The organism is Brevibacillus choshinensis, from assembly GCF_001420695.1.
Classification (GTDB): domain Bacteria; phylum Bacillota; class Bacilli; order Brevibacillales; family Brevibacillaceae; genus Brevibacillus; species Brevibacillus choshinensis.
This window is the reverse complement of the sequence record NZ_LJJB01000007.1, coordinates 1,508,582-1,527,605: the sequence shown is the minus strand read 5'-3', so window position 1 is coordinate 1,527,605 and position 19,024 is coordinate 1,508,582. Positions and strand designations below refer to the sequence as shown.

Annotated in this window: 23 protein-coding genes and 1 pseudogene; 1 reads left to right on the top strand and 23 read right to left on the bottom strand. The window is 48.7% G+C overall.

The window, feature by feature from the left end:
• Window positions 1-40: 40 nt before the first annotated feature.
• The 9 genes and pseudogenes from AN963_RS07340 to AN963_RS32465 form a co-directional block, all read right to left on the bottom strand.
• Window positions 41-856, bottom strand: a complete 816-nt coding sequence (locus tag AN963_RS07340; RefSeq protein ID WP_055743850.1) for an enoyl-CoA hydratase/isomerase family protein — start codon at window positions 854-856, stop codon at window positions 41-43.
• A 36-nt stretch (window positions 857-892) separates the two neighbouring features.
• Window positions 893-1,951 (bottom strand): acyl-CoA dehydrogenase family protein, encoded by a 1,059-nt coding sequence (locus tag AN963_RS07335; RefSeq protein WP_055743849.1) that lies wholly within the window; start codon window positions 1,949-1,951, stop codon window positions 893-895.
• Window positions 1,948-3,102 (bottom strand): acyl-CoA dehydrogenase family protein, encoded by a 1,155-nt coding sequence (locus tag AN963_RS07330; RefSeq protein WP_201783708.1) that lies wholly within the window; start codon window positions 3,100-3,102, stop codon window positions 1,948-1,950. The genes AN963_RS07335 and AN963_RS07330 overlap by 4 nt, the downstream gene beginning before the upstream one ends.
• Window positions 3,103-3,353: 251 nt before the next feature.
• Window positions 3,354-4,124 (bottom strand): IclR family transcriptional regulator, encoded by a 771-nt coding sequence (locus AN963_RS07325; protein WP_055743848.1) that lies wholly within the window; start codon window positions 4,122-4,124, stop codon window positions 3,354-3,356.
• Window positions 4,125-4,386: 262 nt separating this feature from the next.
• The gene (locus tag AN963_RS07320) at window positions 4,387-4,821 is read right to left on the bottom strand and encodes a GNAT family N-acetyltransferase (RefSeq protein WP_055743847.1); all 435 of its coding nucleotides are present in this window, start codon (window positions 4,819-4,821) and stop codon (window positions 4,387-4,389) included.
• A gap of 21 nt (window positions 4,822-4,842) precedes the next feature.
• The gene (locus AN963_RS07315; RefSeq protein WP_055743846.1) at window positions 4,843-5,370 is read right to left on the bottom strand and encodes a GNAT family N-acetyltransferase; all 528 of its coding nucleotides are present in this window, start codon (window positions 5,368-5,370) and stop codon (window positions 4,843-4,845) included.
• A gap of 147 nt (window positions 5,371-5,517) precedes the next feature.
• Window positions 5,518-5,637 (bottom strand): annotated as a pseudogene (locus AN963_RS32470) (potassium channel family protein); the annotation flags it as partial.
• Between the two features lie 68 nt (window positions 5,638-5,705).
• Window positions 5,706-6,317, bottom strand: a complete 612-nt coding sequence (locus tag AN963_RS07310) for a DedA family protein (RefSeq protein ID WP_055743845.1) — start codon at window positions 6,315-6,317, stop codon at window positions 5,706-5,708.
• A 246-nt stretch (window positions 6,318-6,563) separates the two neighbouring features.
• Complete coding sequence (locus tag AN963_RS32465) at window positions 6,564-6,734, bottom strand: hypothetical protein (protein WP_407922540.1); 171 nt, start codon at window positions 6,732-6,734, stop codon at window positions 6,564-6,566.
• Between the two features lie 95 nt (window positions 6,735-6,829).
• Between AN963_RS32465 and AN963_RS07305 the strand changes: the two genes are divergently transcribed.
• Window positions 6,830-8,071, top strand: a complete 1,242-nt coding sequence (locus AN963_RS07305; RefSeq protein WP_055743844.1) for a cysteine desulfurase-like protein — start codon at window positions 6,830-6,832, stop codon at window positions 8,069-8,071.
• A gap of 98 nt (window positions 8,072-8,169) precedes the next feature.
• Here the strand turns inward: AN963_RS07305 and AN963_RS07300 are convergent, their stop codons facing one another.
• From AN963_RS07300 to AN963_RS07250, 14 genes are all read right to left on the bottom strand, one after another.
• On the bottom strand, window positions 8,170-8,568 hold the full coding sequence (locus AN963_RS07300; protein ID WP_055743843.1) for a Zn-ribbon domain-containing OB-fold protein: 399 nt from the start codon (window positions 8,566-8,568) through the stop codon (window positions 8,170-8,172).
• Between the two features lies 1 nt (window position 8,569).
• Window positions 8,570-9,715 carry an acetyl-CoA acetyltransferase gene (locus tag AN963_RS07295; protein WP_055743842.1) on the bottom strand — a complete coding sequence of 382 codons (1,146 nt, stop codon included), beginning with the start codon at window positions 9,713-9,715 and terminating at the stop codon, window positions 8,570-8,572.
• 223 nt (window positions 9,716-9,938) lie between these two features.
• A complete protein-coding gene (locus tag AN963_RS07290) occupies window positions 9,939-10,895 on the bottom strand; it encodes an MBL fold metallo-hydrolase (RefSeq protein WP_055743841.1) in 957 nt (318 codons plus the stop codon).
• Between the two features lie 90 nt (window positions 10,896-10,985).
• Complete coding sequence (locus tag AN963_RS32460; protein WP_055743840.1) at window positions 10,986-11,165, bottom strand: hypothetical protein; 180 nt, start codon at window positions 11,163-11,165, stop codon at window positions 10,986-10,988.
• Complete coding sequence (locus AN963_RS31675; protein WP_201783749.1) at window positions 11,128-11,343, bottom strand: hypothetical protein; 216 nt, start codon at window positions 11,341-11,343, stop codon at window positions 11,128-11,130. Before AN963_RS31675 ends, AN963_RS32460 begins: the two co-directional genes overlap by 38 nt.
• A gap of 89 nt (window positions 11,344-11,432) precedes the next feature.
• Window positions 11,433-11,570, bottom strand: coding sequence for a hypothetical protein (locus tag AN963_RS31335; protein WP_162531860.1), 138 nt, complete (start codon window positions 11,568-11,570; stop codon window positions 11,433-11,435).
• 17 nt (window positions 11,571-11,587) lie between these two features.
• A complete protein-coding gene (locus AN963_RS07280; protein WP_055743839.1) occupies window positions 11,588-12,574 on the bottom strand; it encodes an NAD(P)H-dependent flavin oxidoreductase in 987 nt (328 codons plus the stop codon).
• 89 nt (window positions 12,575-12,663) lie between these two features.
• Window positions 12,664-12,966: a CoA transferase gene (locus tag AN963_RS32455; RefSeq protein WP_083496806.1), complete on the bottom strand. Its 303-nt coding sequence runs from the start codon at window positions 12,964-12,966 to the stop codon at window positions 12,664-12,666.
• A 57-nt stretch (window positions 12,967-13,023) separates the two neighbouring features.
• Window positions 13,024-13,143, bottom strand: coding sequence for a CoA transferase (locus AN963_RS31790; RefSeq protein WP_236707886.1), 120 nt, complete (start codon window positions 13,141-13,143; stop codon window positions 13,024-13,026).
• A 35-nt stretch (window positions 13,144-13,178) separates the two neighbouring features.
• The gene (locus AN963_RS07270; RefSeq protein ID WP_055743837.1) at window positions 13,179-14,336 is read right to left on the bottom strand and encodes an acyl-CoA dehydrogenase family protein; all 1,158 of its coding nucleotides are present in this window, start codon (window positions 14,334-14,336) and stop codon (window positions 13,179-13,181) included.
• Window positions 14,337-14,358: 22 nt separating this feature from the next.
• Complete coding sequence (locus AN963_RS07265) at window positions 14,359-15,141, bottom strand: enoyl-CoA hydratase/isomerase family protein (protein WP_055743836.1); 783 nt, start codon at window positions 15,139-15,141, stop codon at window positions 14,359-14,361.
• Between the two features lie 21 nt (window positions 15,142-15,162).
• Entirely contained in the window at window positions 15,163-15,960 is a 798-nt protein-coding gene (locus AN963_RS07260; RefSeq protein ID WP_055743835.1) for a citryl-CoA lyase, read from the bottom strand.
• Window positions 15,961-16,493: 533 nt separating this feature from the next.
• Complete coding sequence (locus AN963_RS07255; RefSeq protein WP_330218819.1) at window positions 16,494-17,618, bottom strand: zinc-dependent alcohol dehydrogenase family protein; 1,125 nt, start codon at window positions 17,616-17,618, stop codon at window positions 16,494-16,496.
• A 332-nt stretch (window positions 17,619-17,950) separates the two neighbouring features.
• Window positions 17,951-18,904, bottom strand: coding sequence for an MBL fold metallo-hydrolase (locus AN963_RS07250; RefSeq protein ID WP_055743834.1), 954 nt, complete (start codon window positions 18,902-18,904; stop codon window positions 17,951-17,953).
• Window positions 18,905-19,024 lie beyond the last annotated feature (120 nt).

Genomic DNA, 19,024 nt, shown 5'->3' with positions numbered 1-19,024 from the left:
AACGTTGTAGCAATAAATGTGACAACCACCAAGCGTCCCTTTATGTAAACTTCGGTTGTCTCTTTTCAGCGATGGCACGAATGCCTTCCTGATAATCGTCTAGCTCCGTCACAAGCCCCATCGCAGATGAAATCATGTCCAGAGAAGTACGCAAATCCGTGGTGAGGCCCTGGTATACTGCTCTTTTCATAAAACGCATCGTTTCCTGTGGTCCGTTGGCTAAGCGCCTTACATAAGCCTCAACATACTCCTGCAACTCCTCATCCGACACGACATGTGTGATAAGCCCCATTTGCTTCGCTTCTTTTGCCGTGTAACTGTCCCCCGTCCAAAGCATTTCCAATGCACGATCCACACCCACCAGACGTGGCAAAAAGTAAGCGCCTCCATCCCCGGGTACGATACCTGCCTTGATGTACCCTTCTGCTACTTTCACACTCTGGGCTGCGATCCGGATGTCACACATGAGCGCCATGTCTAAGCCTGCCCCTGTGGCAATGCCATTCATCTTTGCAATGACCGGCTTATCAATTTCCTGCAGCAATAACGGAATACGCTGGACTCGCTTCCACAGGCTCTGCTTGCGCGCCAGCCCAGTCGATGACAGATCTTTTGCCTCTGTGTTGTTGTGCAGGAAGCCATCTCCGCGAACCATGGACTTGATATCTCCGCCACTGCAAAAGCCTCTCCCATTTCCCGTCAATACGACCACTCGTACTGAATCATCATCGCGAATGGACTCTAATGCGCGTATCCATAAATCAATCATCTCGGTACTAAACGCATTCAGTGCCTCCGGTCGATTCAACGTGATGCGGGCTATCCCATCTTCTACCGTAAATAACAAATCGGTCATTTTTCTTTCCCCTTTCTGTTCGCTTTTGTTTTCCAACTACACCGTAAGAAAAGGCCATAAGCCGTTATCTTCTAGTTTCATGAGCTGCTCTGCCAATTTTTCGCTCCACTCCGTCTCTGTTCCCCAATCATCTCGCCACGCCAGGACTCGACGTGTACTCTGATGCAACACGTGTTCATGGGTAAACCCGATGGCGCCATGTAATTGATGGGCTATTGGAGCGACGATACCAGCTGCTTCGTTAATACGGATTTTTGCCATAGCTATAGCCGTGGTTGCAGAGCCTTTTTCACTGGTATCTACCGCGTATTGGGCTGCCGTTTCTGCTGCGGCAATTTCTCCTGCCAATGAGGCTAGGTGATGCTGAACGGCTTGAAACCGATGAATTGGTTGGCCAAATTGCGTGCGCTCTTTCGAATAGGTGACCGCAAGCTCTAAAATTCGTTCCAAAGCACCCGCCATCATAACGGACCGGCAAAGTGCTCCTGTGTGCAAGAGACGCTCCTGCACCTGGCGAGCATCCACTGAAAAAACGTGACGATTCTCCACCCGAATCGCGTCAAGAATGACAGTATCTCTCGGCTCGCCAGCGATGTTGCGTCCATGTGATAGCTCTGCTCCTACAGAATGGACGATCGCCAGCACTGCTCCGGATTCCGTTTCGCCTAGTACAAGCAGTTGTTTCGCATCCCTCGCCCAGGGCACCGATTGCGCTTTTCCACTTACGATCCAGCCTTCCTGGTCTCTTCTAAGCTGGAATGGCTTGTTTTTGTTAACTAAAATGGCTAGTGGTTCATTGGACGCTCTCACTCCCAAACCCACTAGAAGCCAGTTGCCCATATACGTTTCCGCCAGAGGAATGGGGGCGGAATACTTCCCTGCCAACCGGAGTATTTGGTAAGCATCTGCGTAGCTACCACCCGTACCTTCCAGTTCTTCCGGGCAAGCAACAGTCAGCATGCCGGACTCGGCCAGAATTTCCCACAAAGCAGCTGCCCACTGCCCATTTTCCGCCTCATTCACGAGTTCCTTTGTGCACACGTCCTTCATGATTTTGGTCGTCGACTGAATCAGCATTTTTGTGATGTCGTTCACTTTCCAATCACCCCTTTAGCCACAATGCCTCGCAAGATTTCCGTCGTTCCGCCGCGGAGGGTAAAGCCTGGAGCATGCAAGACTGCCTGCGCCATCAATTGATCCAAACGATTTGGAGTGTCCAACGATGGAGACGATGGAATGAGGAGTCGCGCGATTTCCGCCACTTGTTGCTCAAACTTGGTGCCCATATCTTTTACGAGCGCAGCGACGACATCTGGCGTTTCTCCTTTTTCCAGCAAGTGGGCGATCCCGATCGACATGTGCCGCAGCGTCCACAATCGCGCTACGTGCTTGCTTACCTGTGCCATCAGGTGCTTGTCACCTCGGCTGCGCAACTGATTCGTCAATTCTTCGAGGAGCGGAAAGGTACTCAAGAAGCGCTCAGGGCCGCTACGTTCATAAGCAAGCTCCGTCATTCCTTGCTTCCAACCGTTTCCTTCTTCCCCAATCAACATGTTGTCAGGAATAAAGACATCCTCAAAAAACACTTCGTTAAAATGGTGCTCGCCTGTCGTCAAAAGGATCGGACGGATCGTGATCCCTGGAGCAGTTAAATCTACGAGGAGCTGACTCATACCCTCGTGGCGCTTTTCCGGATTGAAGGGCGAGGTGCGGCAGAGGGTGATCATGTAGTGCGCATGATGGGCTCCACTTGTCCACGTCTTGCTCCCATTCAAAATCCAGCCCCCATTAACTTTAAGGGCTCTCGTGTGTACGGCTGCCAAATCTGACCCCGCGTTTGGCTCACTGAGCCCGATAGCAAAATAGCATTCGCCACGGGCAATTCGTGGCAGAATCTCCGTACGTTGCTCTTCCGTTCCAAAGCGGAGCAATAGCGGCCCCGTCTGCCGATCAGCGATCCAGTGACCAGCAACGGGTGCTCCAGCTGCGAGTAGTTCCTCAATGACGACATATCGCTCGATGGCTGTCCGTTCATGTCCCCCATATTGTTTCGGCCACGTCATTCCAATCCAGCCTCGCTCGCCAAGTTTTCGGCTGAACTCGGGGGAGAACCCGCTTAACCACGTATCGCATTTGGGCACAAATGTCCCGCGGTCTTTTTCCTGTTGTAAAAATTCACGTATTTCCGTGCGCGTGATTTCTGTTTTTTCTGAAATCTTTCCAATGGGCAATTGCAGACTGTTCATCAATACCCTCCTCACCTCGGAATAACGACTGTTTTTTGTTAGTGCGTACCGATTATCGGTACGATATACCTTTAATTGAAATGATACAGGAAGCCTAAATTGAAATCAATAACAGAATCTACTGAATTAACCGAAAATTTATGATGGAACTTTGACTCATCCAAAACAAAAAAGCCATGTTACCTGCTCATCCGATCAGATGGCGAAGGTGCACAGCTTTTGACATCCTGGTAGGTTTTGATTGGTTGAATTTAGGTGACCAAGAACTTGAATTCTTCTGAGATTTGTCTTGCGGTATCGATAATCGCTTGGATGAATTGTTGATAGATTTCCTCCGTGACTCGAATGATCGGAGCAGAAATGGAGACCCCAGCGATGGTTTCTCCCCACCGATTCAAGATCGGAGCACTGACCGAGCATACGCCAATGACTCGTTCACCGTAACTGCTGGCATAACCTTGGGAGCGAATGTCTTTTAATTCGGCTAGGAGCTTGTCCTTATCGATGACCGTGGAGCCGGTAATCGCTTGCAGCGGAGTTTGTTGCAAATATTGCGTCATCTTTTCTGATGGTAAAAAAGCGAGCAATAGTTTGGCTGATGCGCCTGCATACAAGGGTGACGTTTGACCAATAAAGGAAATGGTCATCAGATCATGCTTTCCTTCTTCAAAGGCAATGCATTTGCGTTCGTTATTTTCAATGATATTCAAATACACGCTTTCTCCTAAACGATCCCGAATCGCTTTGAGATAAGGCTTGGTCACTGTGAGAAGATGAGAGTGCTCCTCGACGAGCTTGCCCAGGTAGTACAGCTCGTTTCCTAGCCGGTATGTCTTTCGTTTCTCATCCTTTTCTAGGAAACCGTAATTGACTAATGTATTCAAAATCCGTTGAAGACTGGATTTGGATAGCCCCAGCTTATGATGAAACTCTGCCAAGGAAAGCTCTTTTTCGTCCTTGGAAAAGGATCGCAGGATTTGGATGGTACGACTAATCGTCTGCATGGAATTATCTGCGCTCACCTTTTATCACTTCCCATACACAATAGTGAGTACATGGTATCATCTTTGCCGGAAATGATAAAGCTCGTGTTTTTACTACGTTTTTTTACTTCCCCGTCAATGATTGTCATATCAACGCTGTTTTCCAGTAATGGATCAGGATACTCCCATTGGTACAAATTATACTATTTTCTAAAAGAGGGAATTTTTATTCGGAAAGCTCACAAAAAAAGCCGCCTTGCGTAAAAGGGCAGCTCTCGCATTTCTCTCATTTTCATTTTTATTATCCGATTTGTTTATCAAACACTTGTTGTGACTTCACTTCATGGTACCCAATTCGAGAGTAGAAAGCACGTGCGTCCATTCGGCTCGCATTCGTTCGCACTCTGATTTTGGTATAGCCTTCCCCCACTGCCCACTCTTCACAGAGCCTGACGAGGTTCCTTCCGACACCGTTTCCCCTACATTCGGCATCGACGATTAATCCGCCAATCTCAATGAATGACGCTGATTCGATAAGCAACCGTTCGTGAGCATGAATCCACCCTACCAGCTGGTCGCTTTGTTCTGCAATAAATACGACATGCTGATGAGCTTCCAAAACGGCTTTCAATCTCTTTTCTAGCTCACCTCGGTCGACCGGATAACCCAACTGGCTTGAGAGTCGCGCCAATTCGAAAGCGTCTTCCCTTCTTGCTTTGCGATACGTAATGTTCATGCTGAACCTCTCTTCCCGTTATTACGGAGATACCCTCAGATCCAAGAACCAATCGTTGCAGCGCATCATACTCCCAGGCGGATACTCAAAATTGCACTCGCCCTTTAAGGTAAACGATAGCTTTCGGCAAATTCCATTAGAACCTGGGTTGTCGACGGAAGGAAAAGCGTGAAGGAACTGATGTTTATTTTCTGCGCGTGCACAAGCTATCGCTGCTTTGGTAGCTGCACTTGCAATCCCGAGACCCTGGTACTCAGGCAATACTCCCCACCCGATCTCGTACACCGTCTCACCTTCCCAGACCCGCTCCCAGTAGCCGATGTTTCCAACCGGTTCGAACTCAGGCAGCATGACGATTGTGAACATTTGGCCAGTCTCCGTACCCGTGATATTCACGTACCTCTGATGACGACGGTGGACTTGCTCCTCTGTTTCCGGGCCGCCTAAGTGCTCTAGCATTTCCGGTGCGTTCAACCTAAACAGGAGAGCAAGATCCGTATCTTTCCATGGCTCGATTCGAACGTCGACTTGCTTCCTTTCTTTCGGCAATACGTTCACTCTCCCTACTGTTTAATCGATTAGTAGAATCTCCCTAGAATTCTATTATGGCATCTAGGCTACTTCTGGTCTATCCAGTTCCTTTTGCAAAACTACCAAAAAAGACGCCTCGCAATGCTCAGCGCCGTTCCCTTATTCTTATTTTTTTTCTTGTTCTGTGTTTTTACCTCCCGTGCCTCTCTTGGTCGACTTCGGCGCCAGATCACCATAGCCGACAGTCGTTAAAGTCGTCACGCTAAAATAAATGGCATCAATCCACCTGAATCCTTTGACCCTTGGAACTCCTTATCTCGCATGGAGCGGAAGAAAGACGATTGCACGCACCCCTACGATTTCACACTTCTTTTGCGGAAAAAAACGAAGAGAAACACAACGACAACGATCCCAATCACCACATACGACACCGTCGAATACATGTCCATATAAGACAGGATATCCTCCCACGATTGCCCCAAAAACGAACCAATCATCACCAACGCTACATTCCAGATCAGTGTTCCGAGCGTGGTAAACAAGAGAAAAAGCCAGACATTCATTTTGGTCATACCCGCTGGGACCGAAATCAAGCTTCTGACCAGCGGTACCATTCTACAGAGGAAGATGGTCCAGTATCCATATTTATCAAACCATGCATTCGCTCGAGTGATATCCTCTTTTTTCAATCGAAGGATGTGCCCCCAGCGTTCGACGATGGTTTCTATTTTTTCAATATCCAAGTAATATCCAATCCAATAGAGTAGAATGGCCCCCAAAACGGAACCCAGCGTGGCTGAAATGATCACTCCTGGGACGGATAATGTCGTATAGGTGGTCATGAATCCCCCAAACGTCAGAATCACTTCGGACGGAATCGGAGGAAACACATTTTCCAAGGCCATCAACAAAAAGATGCCGATGTAGCTGAACTGTTCCATAAAGGTAGTAATCCACGTTTGCATGGTATCCCTCTCATCAACTTCTTGTTCAGGCGCTGTACATACAGCTCACCTTATCCTTTATTACGTATCTACTACCAGTATAGATACCCATCGCTCATTTGTACAATTAGAAACGGATTAAAATTCGTGGATGCGATTCTCTATTTGGTAAAGTGATGGTCGAAGGAAGTACGTGATGAGGTGGAAATACTACGGCTACATACTGAATCCTCGTCTGATAGGTGTGTACGCCTGTGCGATCCATTCCTATATATTCTGGCCCCAAAATAGATAGTCCCTTTTCCGTTTCCCAGGCAGAAGGTGCTGGGAGAATGTAACGACATCTACAATCATTCCTGCCTTGCAAGATGGATTTAGAATCGGCTGTCCTGTCTCGTGATCTAACATCGTCAAAAGCTCAGGAATAATCGAAAGAATTTCTCCCTTTAGATTGTTACTCTTAAATTGACTAACAATTGTGATAATATAAGAATTGTAAGATTACATGCGTAACGCAAAAGGAGACGTGGAGAATGACGAAAACGGCTGAGCTCTATCCCATCGCGGCAGTTCGTGAGCAATTTCCCGCATTACGTCGGACACACCATGGAAAGTCTGTTGTGTATTTTGACGGTCCAGGTGGTTCACAAGTAGTCAAAAGCTCCATGGATGCTATTTACGCCTACATGACAAATGGTGGAGCGAACCTCCATGGCTCGTTTCCTAGCAGTCGGGAAACCGAGCAGATCATTGCGGACGCGAAAGATGCGGTAGCTGCCCTTTTTGGCGCCAAGCCCGAGGAAGTCTCATTTGGAGCAAACATGACAACCCTGACTTTCGCCATCGCACGTGCTTTGGGGCGTAACTGGAAAGAAGGCGACGAGATTGTAGTTTCTGAGCTCGATCATCGTGCCAACGTCGATCCTTGGTTGACGATTGCCGCAGATCGTGGAATGACCGTGCGCTGGCTTCCTGTCGATTCCGATACGCTAACATTGCGTCTCGAAGAACTGGATTCTGTCCTCACTTCCAAAACACGCCTCATCGCAGTGGGACTAGCTTCGAATGCCGTCGGGACCATCAATGATATCGCCACCATCTCTAAAAAAGCGCATGCGCTGGACATTCCAGTAGCCGTAGACGCGGTCCACGCTGCCCCTCATTTTGCGATCGATCGTGATACCCTTGGTGTAGACATCCTTCTCTGCTCTGCCTACAAATTTTTCGGACCTCACGTGGGGATTGCCGTGATTCGCCAAGAACTCTTTGAACAAATCCAGCCATACAAGCTTCAACCCGCGCCAACCTACATACCGGATAAGCTGGAGACAGGAACACAAAATCATGAAGGAATCGCAGGCATTCGCCCTGCCATCGAATTTATTGCTGGTTTGGGAAAAGGACAGGAATTACGTGAACGGATTTGCACGGGGTATGAAGTAATCGAGGCTTATGAAAACGGTCTGGCAGACAAACTCCGTAGTGCCCTATCCGAGATTGATGCCGTGACTCTTTATCAAGCAGCACCGGACGTACCCAAGACACCTACGATCGCTTTTCGTGTAGCAGGCTGGAGTACGCAAGAGTTTTGCGCTAGAATGTGCGAAGACTACAGCATTTTCATTGCAGACGGTGACTTTTATGCCATGACCCTCGCAGATAAGCTGGGTATCAACGAAAGCGGCGGCTGGATCCGTGCAGGTTTGGCTCCTTACAATACCGAGGAAGAAGTGGAACGTTTTATTCGTGGGATCAAAGAATTAACCAATGAATAATTAGTAGAAAATAGAACGACCCGAGATCTAATGCATCTCGGGTTTTCTCTGCTCCGTTCCAAAAGGGCTTTCTAGCAGAAGCGTTTCTTTGATAGACGCTATCTGAGTATAAAATAAGGCAATAGCAACTCGTCATCTACCTTTTCATAGATGACCTCTACCGGTACTCCGATCTTTATCGCCTCGCGATCACCAACGATCCGGGTCATCATTCGGACACCTTCGTCCAGCTCCACGATCGCTACCACATAAGGCACCTGATCAGAAAAGGGACCAAACGCTCGGTGCACCACAGTATAACTGTATATATGTCCTCGCCCCGTCGCTTGTGTCCACGCGACCTTATCTGAAAAGCAATGGGGGCAAAGTACTCTCGGATAAAAGATATGCTGATGACATTCGTCGCAACGCTGAATCATCAGCTCCTGTCGTTTAAGGCCTTCCCAAAATGGCTGGGAGTCTGAATCCATCAATGGTCTTGGAATTTGGCTCGACATGTTAATCCCTCCCCAGTATCAGTGTGGATGTAGATGAGAGCACCCCACCGGTTCCATTGACGATAGCCAGCTTGGCATTCTCCACCTGCCGCTGCCCACATTCACCACGCAGTTGACGCGCTGCCTCGATCAAGAGGAAAATGCCATACATACCGGGATGGCAATACGAGAGACCTCCACCATTTGTGTTCATAGGGAATGCTCCCCCAGGAGCCGTGCGTTGACCGCTTACAAAAGCTCCCCCTTCACCCGGTTTACAAAAACCCAATGCTTCCAGAGTGAGTAAAGCCGTAATGGTAAAAGAATCATAGATTTCGGCGACATCGATTTCCTCTCGTGTCACTCCTGCCATCTCAAAGGCTCTATTCCCCGATTCACGAGCTCCCGTCATTGTCAAATCTGGCATATTCACGATGGATTGATGCGTATGTGTCTCTCCGTGTCCCAAAATCCAAACCGGTTTCTTTTTTGCTCGCGCTGCGGCTCGGGCGGAGGCAACAATCACAGCGCCCCCACCATCTGTCACGAGACAGCAGTCTAGCAAGTGCAAAGGTTCTGCAATCATCCTCGACTCCAAAACGTCTGCGGTTTCGATGGGCTCTCGTTTAAAAGCCTTTTCATTCATCGTCGCCCATTTTCGGGTAGCCACGGCGATCTCCGCAAGCTGTTCTGAGGTGGTGCCGTACAAATGCATATGGCGCATGGCCGCCAGCGCATAAGCTCCGACCGTCAGCGGTAAACCAAAAGGGCGCTCATATTGGTCCGTCAATGTTGCGATTGGAGCCGGTTTGTTTCTGGATTGATCGGAACGCTGGGTGCTACCATAGGTAATGAGCGCGACATCGAACAATCCTGCCTGAATCCCCGCAACCGCATGACCGACATGGGATTCAAACGATGATCCCCCGATGTTGGTACCATCCGTAAATTTGGGCCGAATCCCTAGGTATTCCCCGAGCATCAAATTAGGTGACCAAGCCCAGTTTCCAGCTGTAAACAAAGCATCGACATCATCTTTCGTAAAGCCAGCGTCGTCCAAAGCCGCTTTTGCTGCTTGTGCCTGTAGCTGCAGCACCGTTTTACCAGGCGTCACCCCCAGATCTGACTCTGCTACCCCGACAATGGCCGCTACACGTTCTGTTCGCATTTTATCCACCTCTCTTTTCCCTTTATCTGTAAGGCTACTCCATCCTATTTGAGCTACTGGTTCTTCTTTATCTAGGCAATTGCCATTCCAAGTGCATTGTTCAATGAGTAATAGCTATATCACTGTCATTTTCCTATCTACCATTTCCTATCGTGATTTATTTTTGACTTAAGCAAAGGCTTTCGGGAGTGCCCTTACACCGAATCATTTTTGAATGAGTCATTCATTTTTGACTCACGGGTAACGCACTTCCCGTAAATGCTGGCTCACGAAAGCAATCGATAAACTCCTCACGCAGCTGATGCACGGTCACGAATTGATCAAAGTAATCCTCAAATGATTCTCCGTGCTTGATCATTCGCTTTAGATGCTTGGACAACCCCATCAATTCCATCCACAGAAAAGCAGGCTGCTGATCCAGATGCTTGCGGTAAAAAAAGACGTCTTGCCAGATCAGCTCAGCGGGTGGACAACCGTTGCGTACAAGCTGTCTTATCTTTTCTTCACGACGCTCAATCACATCCAGATAAGGTTCGATTCGTTCCCGATACTCTGCCTTGCTCACCATTCCTTTCTGATGAGAAGTAATGTAGACCTCTGCATCTACCTCAAGCATGCTACGGGCGGATTGGATGAACAAATCGATGCTGCTGTCTGGCGAAAAGTACCAGGGACCAAAGCTGGTCAAGTCAAAATCACCAACGAGTACGATGCCCAGATCCGGAAAGTAGGGACAGCAAAAGCCTTCACAGTGCCCCGGGGCATGAATCATGATGACGTTGGTCCCGGACATATCGATCTCTTGATTGTAAGGATAGATAAGCTGAGGCTTGCCCTTCCTACCAGCGTTTATTTGACGGCTTACAGATTTTCGAAGATCAAAGGGACTATTCTCTGCCATCTCAGCTGGATTTGACAAACGCCAGTAATCGTAAGGGTTCGTGATCAGTTGCGATTGCGTAAAAAGAGGCAAACCCCCGATGTGATCGGGATGGTAATGCGTCACATAAATTTGCCTAATGGATTGTTGCAGCAAGTACGTATAAACAGAAGGACCTCCACCGCAGTCGATCAAGGTGCTATCCTCTTTTCCTCTAATCAATAGAGAGGTAGAGAAAGGTGTTCGGCTGTCCTTTTCGCCCATAACGATTTCTACAGGTCCGATTATTCGGTTGTTCATCGCGATCCTCCTCACGCTTTCTTCTCTCCTGGTCGATACATGTGTTTCCCCTTTTTAATTGCAATTCTCGTTCCAAAGAAAAAAGCCCGATCACCTATTCGATCGGACTTTATAACAAAGTCGTATCTCTTCCCATACGAAGTTTTTCATCGCAAGTGAAGCTCTCGTTTTCATACCTTGTCTGTTGTGATGCTGCCACATCCATTTGTGTTCTTCCCATTCCGCTGTCAGCTCAGGACGAAAAGCCGGCGCCGCGATCGCGATGAGCACTTCGGCACGCTCCCGCAATGACTTGTTTCGCAAATCGGCGATCCGTACTCAGCAACAATGAACTGCACATCCGTGCGAGTCGTGGAAACGATCGTTTCGCTCCTGTCCCGCCGCATTGAACCCCTGAAGTACGTAATGCTTCTAGGATCGCGACTGGATCGGACGTACTACCTTGCATATATACTCGCATGCCCGGCTATGGAAACGAAGGAAACGATTTGTGTCGGATCCCCGCCTAAGTTGTGCGTCAAGCCAAGTTTCGGATTATCAAGCTGCCTCTTTCCCCGCTTTACCTTTGAACTGCAAGTAATGGTCACTCTTGATCAAATAACTGTTTACTTCGCGCATGCCAAAAGGGAACGTAATGACTTGTTTGTATATACCTTCTTTCAATTTGACTAACACGATGGTCGAGCTCCTTTTCAAGACAAAGATGTGTTCATTTGTGACCGGGAGTGGTTCAACTGTTTTAAGGCCAGGAGTGTTTGATCGTATTCCGATTGGAGTTCAACGACGATCTCAGATACGGTCTGGATTGATTTGGTCCGACCAACCCCGTGTCCAGCCGACCACACGTTCTTCCATGCTTTTCGGCCCGTTTTCGCAAAATCGGAGTGGGAACCGAGATTGTTTGGATCGAGCCCCTCGTTGATAATGCTCGGCTTGAGGTAGTTGGCTGGTATCCCGCTAAACACAGGCGTATAAATGATATCCTCAATGTTTGAATCAACAAGCATTTGCTTGTACTCATCCCCCGCGTTACTCTCTGTCGAAGCGATAAACCTCGTTCCCATAAAGACCAAATCGGCATCGAGTGCTTGGGCTGCCAAAATCTCTTGCCCATTGGCAATACTGCCTGCCAAAATCGTAATTCCGTCCCAAAACTCGCGAATCGCGCTGACAAAGGCAAAGCTATTGAGCGTACCTGCATGACCTCCAGCGCCCCCGCAAACGAGAATCAAGCCGTCTACTCCGGACTTCACTGCCTTCTTGGCATGGTAGATCGTGGTCACATCTGAGAAAACGATCCCCCCATACGCATGAACGATTTCTACGATAGGCGCAGGATCCCCCAATGCGGTAAAGACGAGCGGCGGCTGATACTTCTTGATCAGCTCTAGCTCCTCCTCCAGTCGGTTGTTGAGATGACGGATGACAATGTTGATTGCCCAAGGAGCAATCTTGCGTGTCGGCTCCGCCGCTTTGCAACGGGAAAGCTCTTCCGAAATGGTCGACATCCATTCCGTCAGCGTATCGACGGTTCGAGCATTCAGCGAGGGAAAGGAGCCGATCACCCCAGATTTGCATGCCGAGATGACCAAATCAGGGTTCGAGACCAAAAACATGGGTGCTGTTATGACAGGTAAAACGAGATGATCCGATATCCAATTCGGCAAACGATTCTTCATACGAAGATCACTCCTCTCAAAATATCACCTATCTACTCGCTACTTCCTTCGGGTAACCCGATCACACCTTGTTCCTTGAGCTTGGTAATCTATTCAGGCGAATAGTTGATTTGGGTTAACATCATGTTGGTGTGCTCCCCCAATGAAGGAGCGTGGTTCCGCCATTCACCCGGGGGGCGGGAAAGTTTGATGGGAAATCCAATCTGCTTGATCTTTCCTGGCACCGGGTACTCGACCTCCAACAGCATTTCTCTCTGAAGTACGTGCGGATCGGCAAATACCTCATACAAATCATACACAGGTCCGACGCATGTGACCTTCTTCTGTGCGTTCTCTGTGGAACAGCCCCATGCAAATGCAAGAAATAGCCATGAGCGCCCCTCCGCCGAGATCGCCTACAAGAACGCCTGGCAGGACAGGCCTTCCGTTTCCCCATCTCGCATAATCTCCTAATCTCGGCTCTTCGATTTTGATGACATCTGCCCATAGTCAGCTAGCATCAAGGAACAATAAGGACCAGGCAGCAATCTGGACAAATCCAACTCCTTGATTTCTGTTAATGCGCTCAAGTCATTCGCCTCCTCGGGTAACCTTTTCCGTTGCGTCAATACGATCTAGGGAGACCTAAAACATGCTCTGCTACGTAGGACAAGATGAGATTGGTTGAAATGGGTGCGACCTGGTACAATCGTGTTTCCCTAAATTTGCGCTCGATATCGTATTCTTCTGCGAATCCAAAACCTCCGTGGGTCTGGATCGCAGCGTTTGCCGCCTCCCATGAAGCATCTGCCGCAAGCAGCTTGGCCATATTGGCTTCTTTTCCGCAGGGAAGGCCTGCATCAAACAGCTCTGCCGCTCGAAATCTCATCAAGTTGGCTGCTTCGAGGTGAATGTAGGATTGCGCGATAGGAAATTGGATCCCCTGATTTTGTCCGATCGGACGTTTGAATACCACACGTTGATTCGCATAGTGGGTCGCCCGATCAACAAACCAGAACCCATCTCCGATACATTCAGAAGCAATTAGGATTCGCTCGACGTTCATCCCGTCCAGGATGTAGGAAAAGCCTTTCCCTTCTTCGCCAATCAGATTTTCGACAGGCACCTCCAGATTTTCGAAAAAAAGCTCTGTTGTAGCATGGTTCATCATGGTGCGAATGGGGCGGATCGTCATTCCGTTACCGAGTGCTTCTCGCAAATCAACAAGCAGGACAGACAGCCCTTCCGTACGCTTTTTTACCTGGTCAAGTGGTGTAGTACGCGTCAGCAGGATCATCAGGTCTGAATATTCCGTCCGTGAAATAAATACCTTTTGCCCGTTGACGACGTACTTGTCACCTTTTCGCACCGCCATCGTCTTCAACTGCGTCGTATCGGATCCTGTGTTTGGTTCCGTAACCCCAAATGCTTGCAGGCGCAAGGAGCCATCCGCGATTTTCGGTAGGTATTTACGCTTCTGGTCTTCAGAGCCATGTCGCAGCAGTGTGCCCATTGTGTACATCTGGGCATGGCAAGCTCCCGCATTGCCCCCTGAACGATTGATTTCCTCCATGATGATAGAGGCTTCCGTGACGGACAGACCGGAGCCGCCATACTCTTCCGGGATCAATGCACCGAGAAAACCCGTTCGCGACAAATCGTTCACGAAGTCTTCCGGATACGCTCTTCTTTCGTCAAGCTCTCGCCAGTATGCGTCAGGGTAATTTTTGCAGATCGCGCGAACACTCTGACGTAGTTCATTGTGAAATGCCGTGTCTTTCATCGCTCTTTTCCTCCACCAGTCCTTATTTCCCGACAAAACGGGGCGCACGTTTTTCTACGAAAGCCAGAACGCCCTCCACACGGTCTTGGGTATCGACGCATCGATTGTAATACTTTAGCTCTTTTTCTCTTGCCAGCTCATCATCCATGCCGAATAACGCATCCACTGCTTGTTTGCAGAATTGGATTGACAAGGGGGCATTCCGTGCCAGACTCTCCGCTAATTCCAGTGCATGCTCTCCCAGCGAATCCGCTGTCGTCAAACGATTGAACAATCCAGCGCGATCCGCCTCGGCCACTTCGATCATGCGACCTGTGCACACCCATTCTTTTGCCTTATGTAAGCCAATGCGTTTGGCCAAGAGACGTGTCGCTCCGCCACCCGGCATGATGCCACGCGTCACCTCTGGCAGACCGAAAACAGCACTGTTGGCGGCGACGATGAAATCACAGTTTAGTACTAATTCAAATCCACCGGCCAAAGCGTACCCATCCACGACTGCAATGACAGGCTGAGGGGTATCGGCGATGGCGTAAAACATTTGCTCGAACAATTTGTGCTGATCTCTCCACTCTGTTTCTGTCATTCCATTTCGCTCTTTCAGATCAGCACCTGAGCAAAATGCTTTTCCGTTGGTCGATTGAAGCATCACTACTCTCGCGTCGGATTTGGCGATTTCCTGGAAAGCCTGCAGCAATTCCTTTGCCATACTGGTGTTAAAGGCATTCCGAGCTTCGGGTCGATGCAATTCTACGACGGTGATCAAATTCTCTGACCCGGTGCGTCTGATTTGTACAAAAGTCATATTCATTTCCCCTTCCTTGCTTTACTCACCCTTATCTCGCGCCGACTTGGTATTCTTGTAGTTCGTATTTTCTTCGACGAAGTCATAGAGCTTTTGTGCCATGCAATCTTTTCGACTTGTCTCGATTTCTTCTACGATGTGAGCAATCAGACCAACAGCCCTCGCCGCCACCGCGAAAGATTTGACGACGCTGAAGTGAAGATTCATATCGGAAAGCACCGCTCCGATCGCTCCCGCAACGTTCAAGGTGAGCGCCTTCCCTTTTTGCTCACAAAACTGTCGATGGATTTCGTTCATCAAGGCAATGTGCTTGCCGGAAAATCCGAGTTCTTCTGCAAGTGCAAACAATTTTGGTGTTCGAGGATCGATGGGCCTGTGAATGGGATGTCCGAATCCTGGGAGTTGGAGCCCTTTTTTTGCCCGTTCCTCCATGATCTGTGCAGCTATGATCTGTACGTCGTTTTCGTCTTCAACCTTTTTCAATCCATCCTGCAGCATTTGTGCGACGTATTCCATCGCTCCCAAATAGACGGAGCCTGCCCCGAGCAATCCTGCTGCCACTGCACCCTGTACAGCTTCTGGTGCTCCGAGATACGTCAAGCGTGCGGAGATCGAGCTTGGCGTGAAACCATGCTCGCAGATCGCCACCATGCAGGCATTGAGCATTTTCGATTCCTGCTGACTGGGCTTGCGGTGTGCAGCACCTAGAAATGCCATGTCTGCCAATGTGATTTCCCCGATCAGATCCTCTGTCAAATCATATCCATGAACGTAAATTTTATCGGGCTCAGAAACCCCAATCCTCGTATCAAATTCCACGTTTCCACTCTCCCTTTTGCTTTATGAGCTTCGTTTTAGTCAGGATACCTGGCGACGGAGCCTTCCTGATTCCAGGTAATTGTTTTTGGCATCTGAGCAAGATCACTCCTCACGAGTGTGAACTTGCTTATTTTCAAAGCAAATATCGTGCCAGAAGGATTCACTCCTCCCCTCCTTCCTCGCTCTATAGATACGAAAGGCAACTGCTTCGCAGACGTGAAGCTGCAAAGTGTCTTGCTTGGGAAACGAATTGTCCGCATTTTAATACAATACTGATTATTCCATACACTTCCCTGCATATACCGTGTATGATATAGCCATCAAAATCTTGAGGTTAGCAAAGGAGAAGCTTCTACCTTTTTTCAACGTGGAAAAACAGGAATAATACAGGTAATAAACGGGCCGCGCACAGCTCTATAAAAAAATGAGCAAATTTCAGATGAATCAGGATTTCTAAACAAAAAGCAGCGAGGTCGCATTCCTCTTTAGGAACGGCCTACGCTGCTTGCTTGTTTCAATCTAGGCTTCCTCGCTCAGGAAAATTTGGTTACAACAAACGTCCCTGTGTTGGAATACGAGCTCATGGCTGTAAAGATATCATTTACCTCCGACAAGGCAATTTCACGCGTAACCATTTTACCTGGCGTCAAGCGACCGGTCGTCACGAGTGGAAGCAACGAATCAAAGCGGTGAGCAGGCATCCCCAGAGTGGTAATAAAATTGATTTCTTTCAAAATCATTTCATTGACTGGGATGGCAATATGTCCTTGCTCATGATTGGTAGTGAGCCCGACTTGCAGATGGCGGCCACGCTTACGCAGACTCCGAATCCCGCTGACGCATGTCTGCGTGTAGCCGAGCGCATCGATCGAGACGTGTGCGCCTCCATTGGTTACTTCCCGAATGGCCGCTACGGGATCCGTTTGTTTGCTATTGACGGTGTACGCTGCTCCCATCTGTTTGGCCAACTCTAGATTGGCATCGTTAATATCGACCCCAATCACGTTTGCTCCGATCGCTGTAGCGATATTGATGGCAGAAAGTCCCACCCCTCCGCAACCGAAAACCGCGACCCACTCCCCTGGCAAAACCTTTACCTGATCGACTACTCCGTGAAACGCGGTCATAAAGCGGCAGCCAAGTGCCGCCCCGTCGACGAAGCTGATTTCTTCCGGCAAAAGGACGAGGTTTCTCTCTCCAAACGGAATGGATACATACTCTGCAAATCCGCCCGGATACATAAAACCAGGCAACAAAAAGGAGTCACATATATTGGTATGCCCCTGTTGACATTGCGGGCAAGTCCCTTCACTTCCTGAAAATGGTGCGATGACGCGGTCACCTTTTTTAAAGCGTGTGACGTTTTTGCCCACTTCCTCCACAATACCTGTGAATTCGTGCCCCAAAATCTTGGATGGATAATTATTTACTTCTGCTTCCCAGACATGCCAGTCGCTGCGGCACACGCCATTTGCCATGATTTTGACCAAGATGTCGTTGTCCCCGGGTGTCGGTGTAGCGACCTCCTGCACCACACAATTCATCTGACTCTCCAATACAAGCGCTTTCATAATGGAATGCCCCCATTCATTCGGATATTGAAAAAAGACGGTGTCTTCTTGGATGACCGCGCCGACCGTACCCGGAATCTTGGACAATGGCACTTACTGATAAAATACGCGCCACTTGACTAATCATGTCTATTCGACTGAACAGAAAGGAAATCTCATTGACCTTCTATTTCTTCTGACTTACTCCCCAGCACAGGACTGGCTACCCTGAGATCAGGCTTTGTAAAGATAGCGAGGAGTCAGCCCGCAACTATGATTAATTCGTTCACTAGCAGATTCACCACCCAACATAGCCAGGCCACGATCTGATACAATCCCTTCATTCTTACATAAATAATCCAAGTACCATTCATGAAAAAAGGAATACAAATAGCGCCTTGGCTTCCCAAGACGCTTTCCTTTCATTGGGGATGCTTTCCTCACTCTATCAAGCGAAAAACAACCTTCCCCTCTCGCTCCTCCCCACGCAATTTCCCTTCGGATTCGAGGTATAAAATACGTGATAGTGTCATGAGAAACTCCGCCAGATGGCGAATCGACATCCTATCGAAGCCGTACACCACTTGTGCGATCTCGCCAGCCGTACTGCCATTCTCGGAGACTCCTTCTAGAATCTGCTGCATTCGTTGCTCATGTCCTGCACGCAGCTCTACGATTCTCTTCGGCAGATCGTGAATCATACTACCATGACCAGGCAACGCAATATCTACCGGCAGCTGAGCGATTTTATCCAGTGAATGAAAGTAATCGCAAAGCGGATTGCCTTCCTCTTCGGACCAGATCGGGATCAGCGGTGAGATGTCATTTAGGACATGATCCCCTGCCAGCAACACGCGGGTGGAACGATCGTAAAAGCAAAAGTGATCTGGGGAATGGCCTGGTGTCCATATCGATTCAAACGAAAAGTCCCCCAGCGCGATCTCTTGATTGTCTTCCAGAAGTTCATCCGGCTCAAAGTAGTCAGCATCTACTTGCTCTAGAAGTGACTTTTCGCTGATAGAAGGACCGCCATGTCGTAGAAAAAAAGGATAGAGCGAAGAAGTGTCTCCTCTGTAGTCTTGCAGTCTCCTGCGAAATTTCTGCATTTCCTCGTAGCCGAGCCGAGATATGAGAATAGGTGCGCGATATGTATCACGCAGCCATTTTGCCAAGCCAATATGGTCGGTATGCGAGTGCGTCAGCAATACTTTTTCTACTTTTGTACCGACTGGGAGTGCACGTTTCCAGATGTCGATAGATTGCTCCGCGTAGCTACCCGTATCGACAAGCGTCACGCCATCTTTTCCTTCGATGACATACCCGTTCATTTGCCGCATTCCAAACGGAAATTGAATCGATAGTTGGTGGATCCCTTTTGCTACTTGAACCAGCATTGTTTTTCTCCTTGTTCTCTTTTTCTCACTCTATCTTATCATATTTTCCCATCTGAATCGGCACCACTCGCCTCCTCGACAGCATCGCCTATTTTCAAATAATTAGAGAAAATGCCAATC

What these genes read in the sequence shown, in the direction of transcription:
- AN963_RS07305 (WP_055743844.1), top strand. Translation starts at nt 6,830, where the DNA reads ATGACGAAAACGGCTGAGCTCTATCCCATCGCGGCAGTTCGTGAGCAA.
- AN963_RS07300 (WP_055743843.1), bottom strand. Translation starts at nt 8,568, where the DNA reads ATGTCGAGCCAAATTCCAAGACCATTGATGGATTCAGACTCCCAGCCA.
- AN963_RS07310 (WP_055743845.1), bottom strand. Translation starts at nt 6,317, where the DNA reads ATGCAAACGTGGATTACTACCTTTATGGAACAGTTCAGCTACATCGGC.
- AN963_RS07265 (WP_055743836.1), bottom strand. Translation starts at nt 15,141, where the DNA reads ATGACTTTTGTACAAATCAGACGCACCGGGTCAGAGAATTTGATCACC.
- AN963_RS07290 (WP_055743841.1), bottom strand. Translation starts at nt 10,895, where the DNA reads ATGAACAACCGAATAATCGGACCTGTAGAAATCGTTATGGGCGAAAAG.
- AN963_RS07320 (WP_055743847.1), bottom strand. Translation starts at nt 4,821, where the DNA reads ATGAACATTACGTATCGCAAAGCAAGAAGGGAAGACGCTTTCGAATTG.
- AN963_RS07340 (WP_055743850.1), bottom strand. Translation starts at nt 856, where the DNA reads ATGACCGATTTGTTATTTACGGTAGAAGATGGGATAGCCCGCATCACG.
- AN963_RS07295 (WP_055743842.1), bottom strand. Translation starts at nt 9,715, where the DNA reads ATGCGAACAGAACGTGTAGCGGCCATTGTCGGGGTAGCAGAGTCAGAT.
- AN963_RS07250 (WP_055743834.1), bottom strand. Translation starts at nt 18,904, where the DNA reads ATGCTGGTTCAAGTAGCAAAAGGGATCCACCAACTATCGATTCAATTT.
- AN963_RS07270 (WP_055743837.1), bottom strand. Translation starts at nt 14,336, where the DNA reads ATGAAAGACACGGCATTTCACAATGAACTACGTCAGAGTGTTCGCGCG.
- AN963_RS31675 (WP_201783749.1), bottom strand. Translation starts at nt 11,343, where the DNA reads ATGCAAGGTAGTACGTCCGATCCAGTCGCGATCCTAGAAGCATTACGT.
- AN963_RS07280 (WP_055743839.1), bottom strand. Translation starts at nt 12,574, where the DNA reads ATGAAGAATCGTTTGCCGAATTGGATATCGGATCATCTCGTTTTACCT.
- AN963_RS07330 (WP_201783708.1), bottom strand. Translation starts at nt 3,102, where the DNA reads ATGAACAGTCTGCAATTGCCCATTGGAAAGATTTCAGAAAAAACAGAA.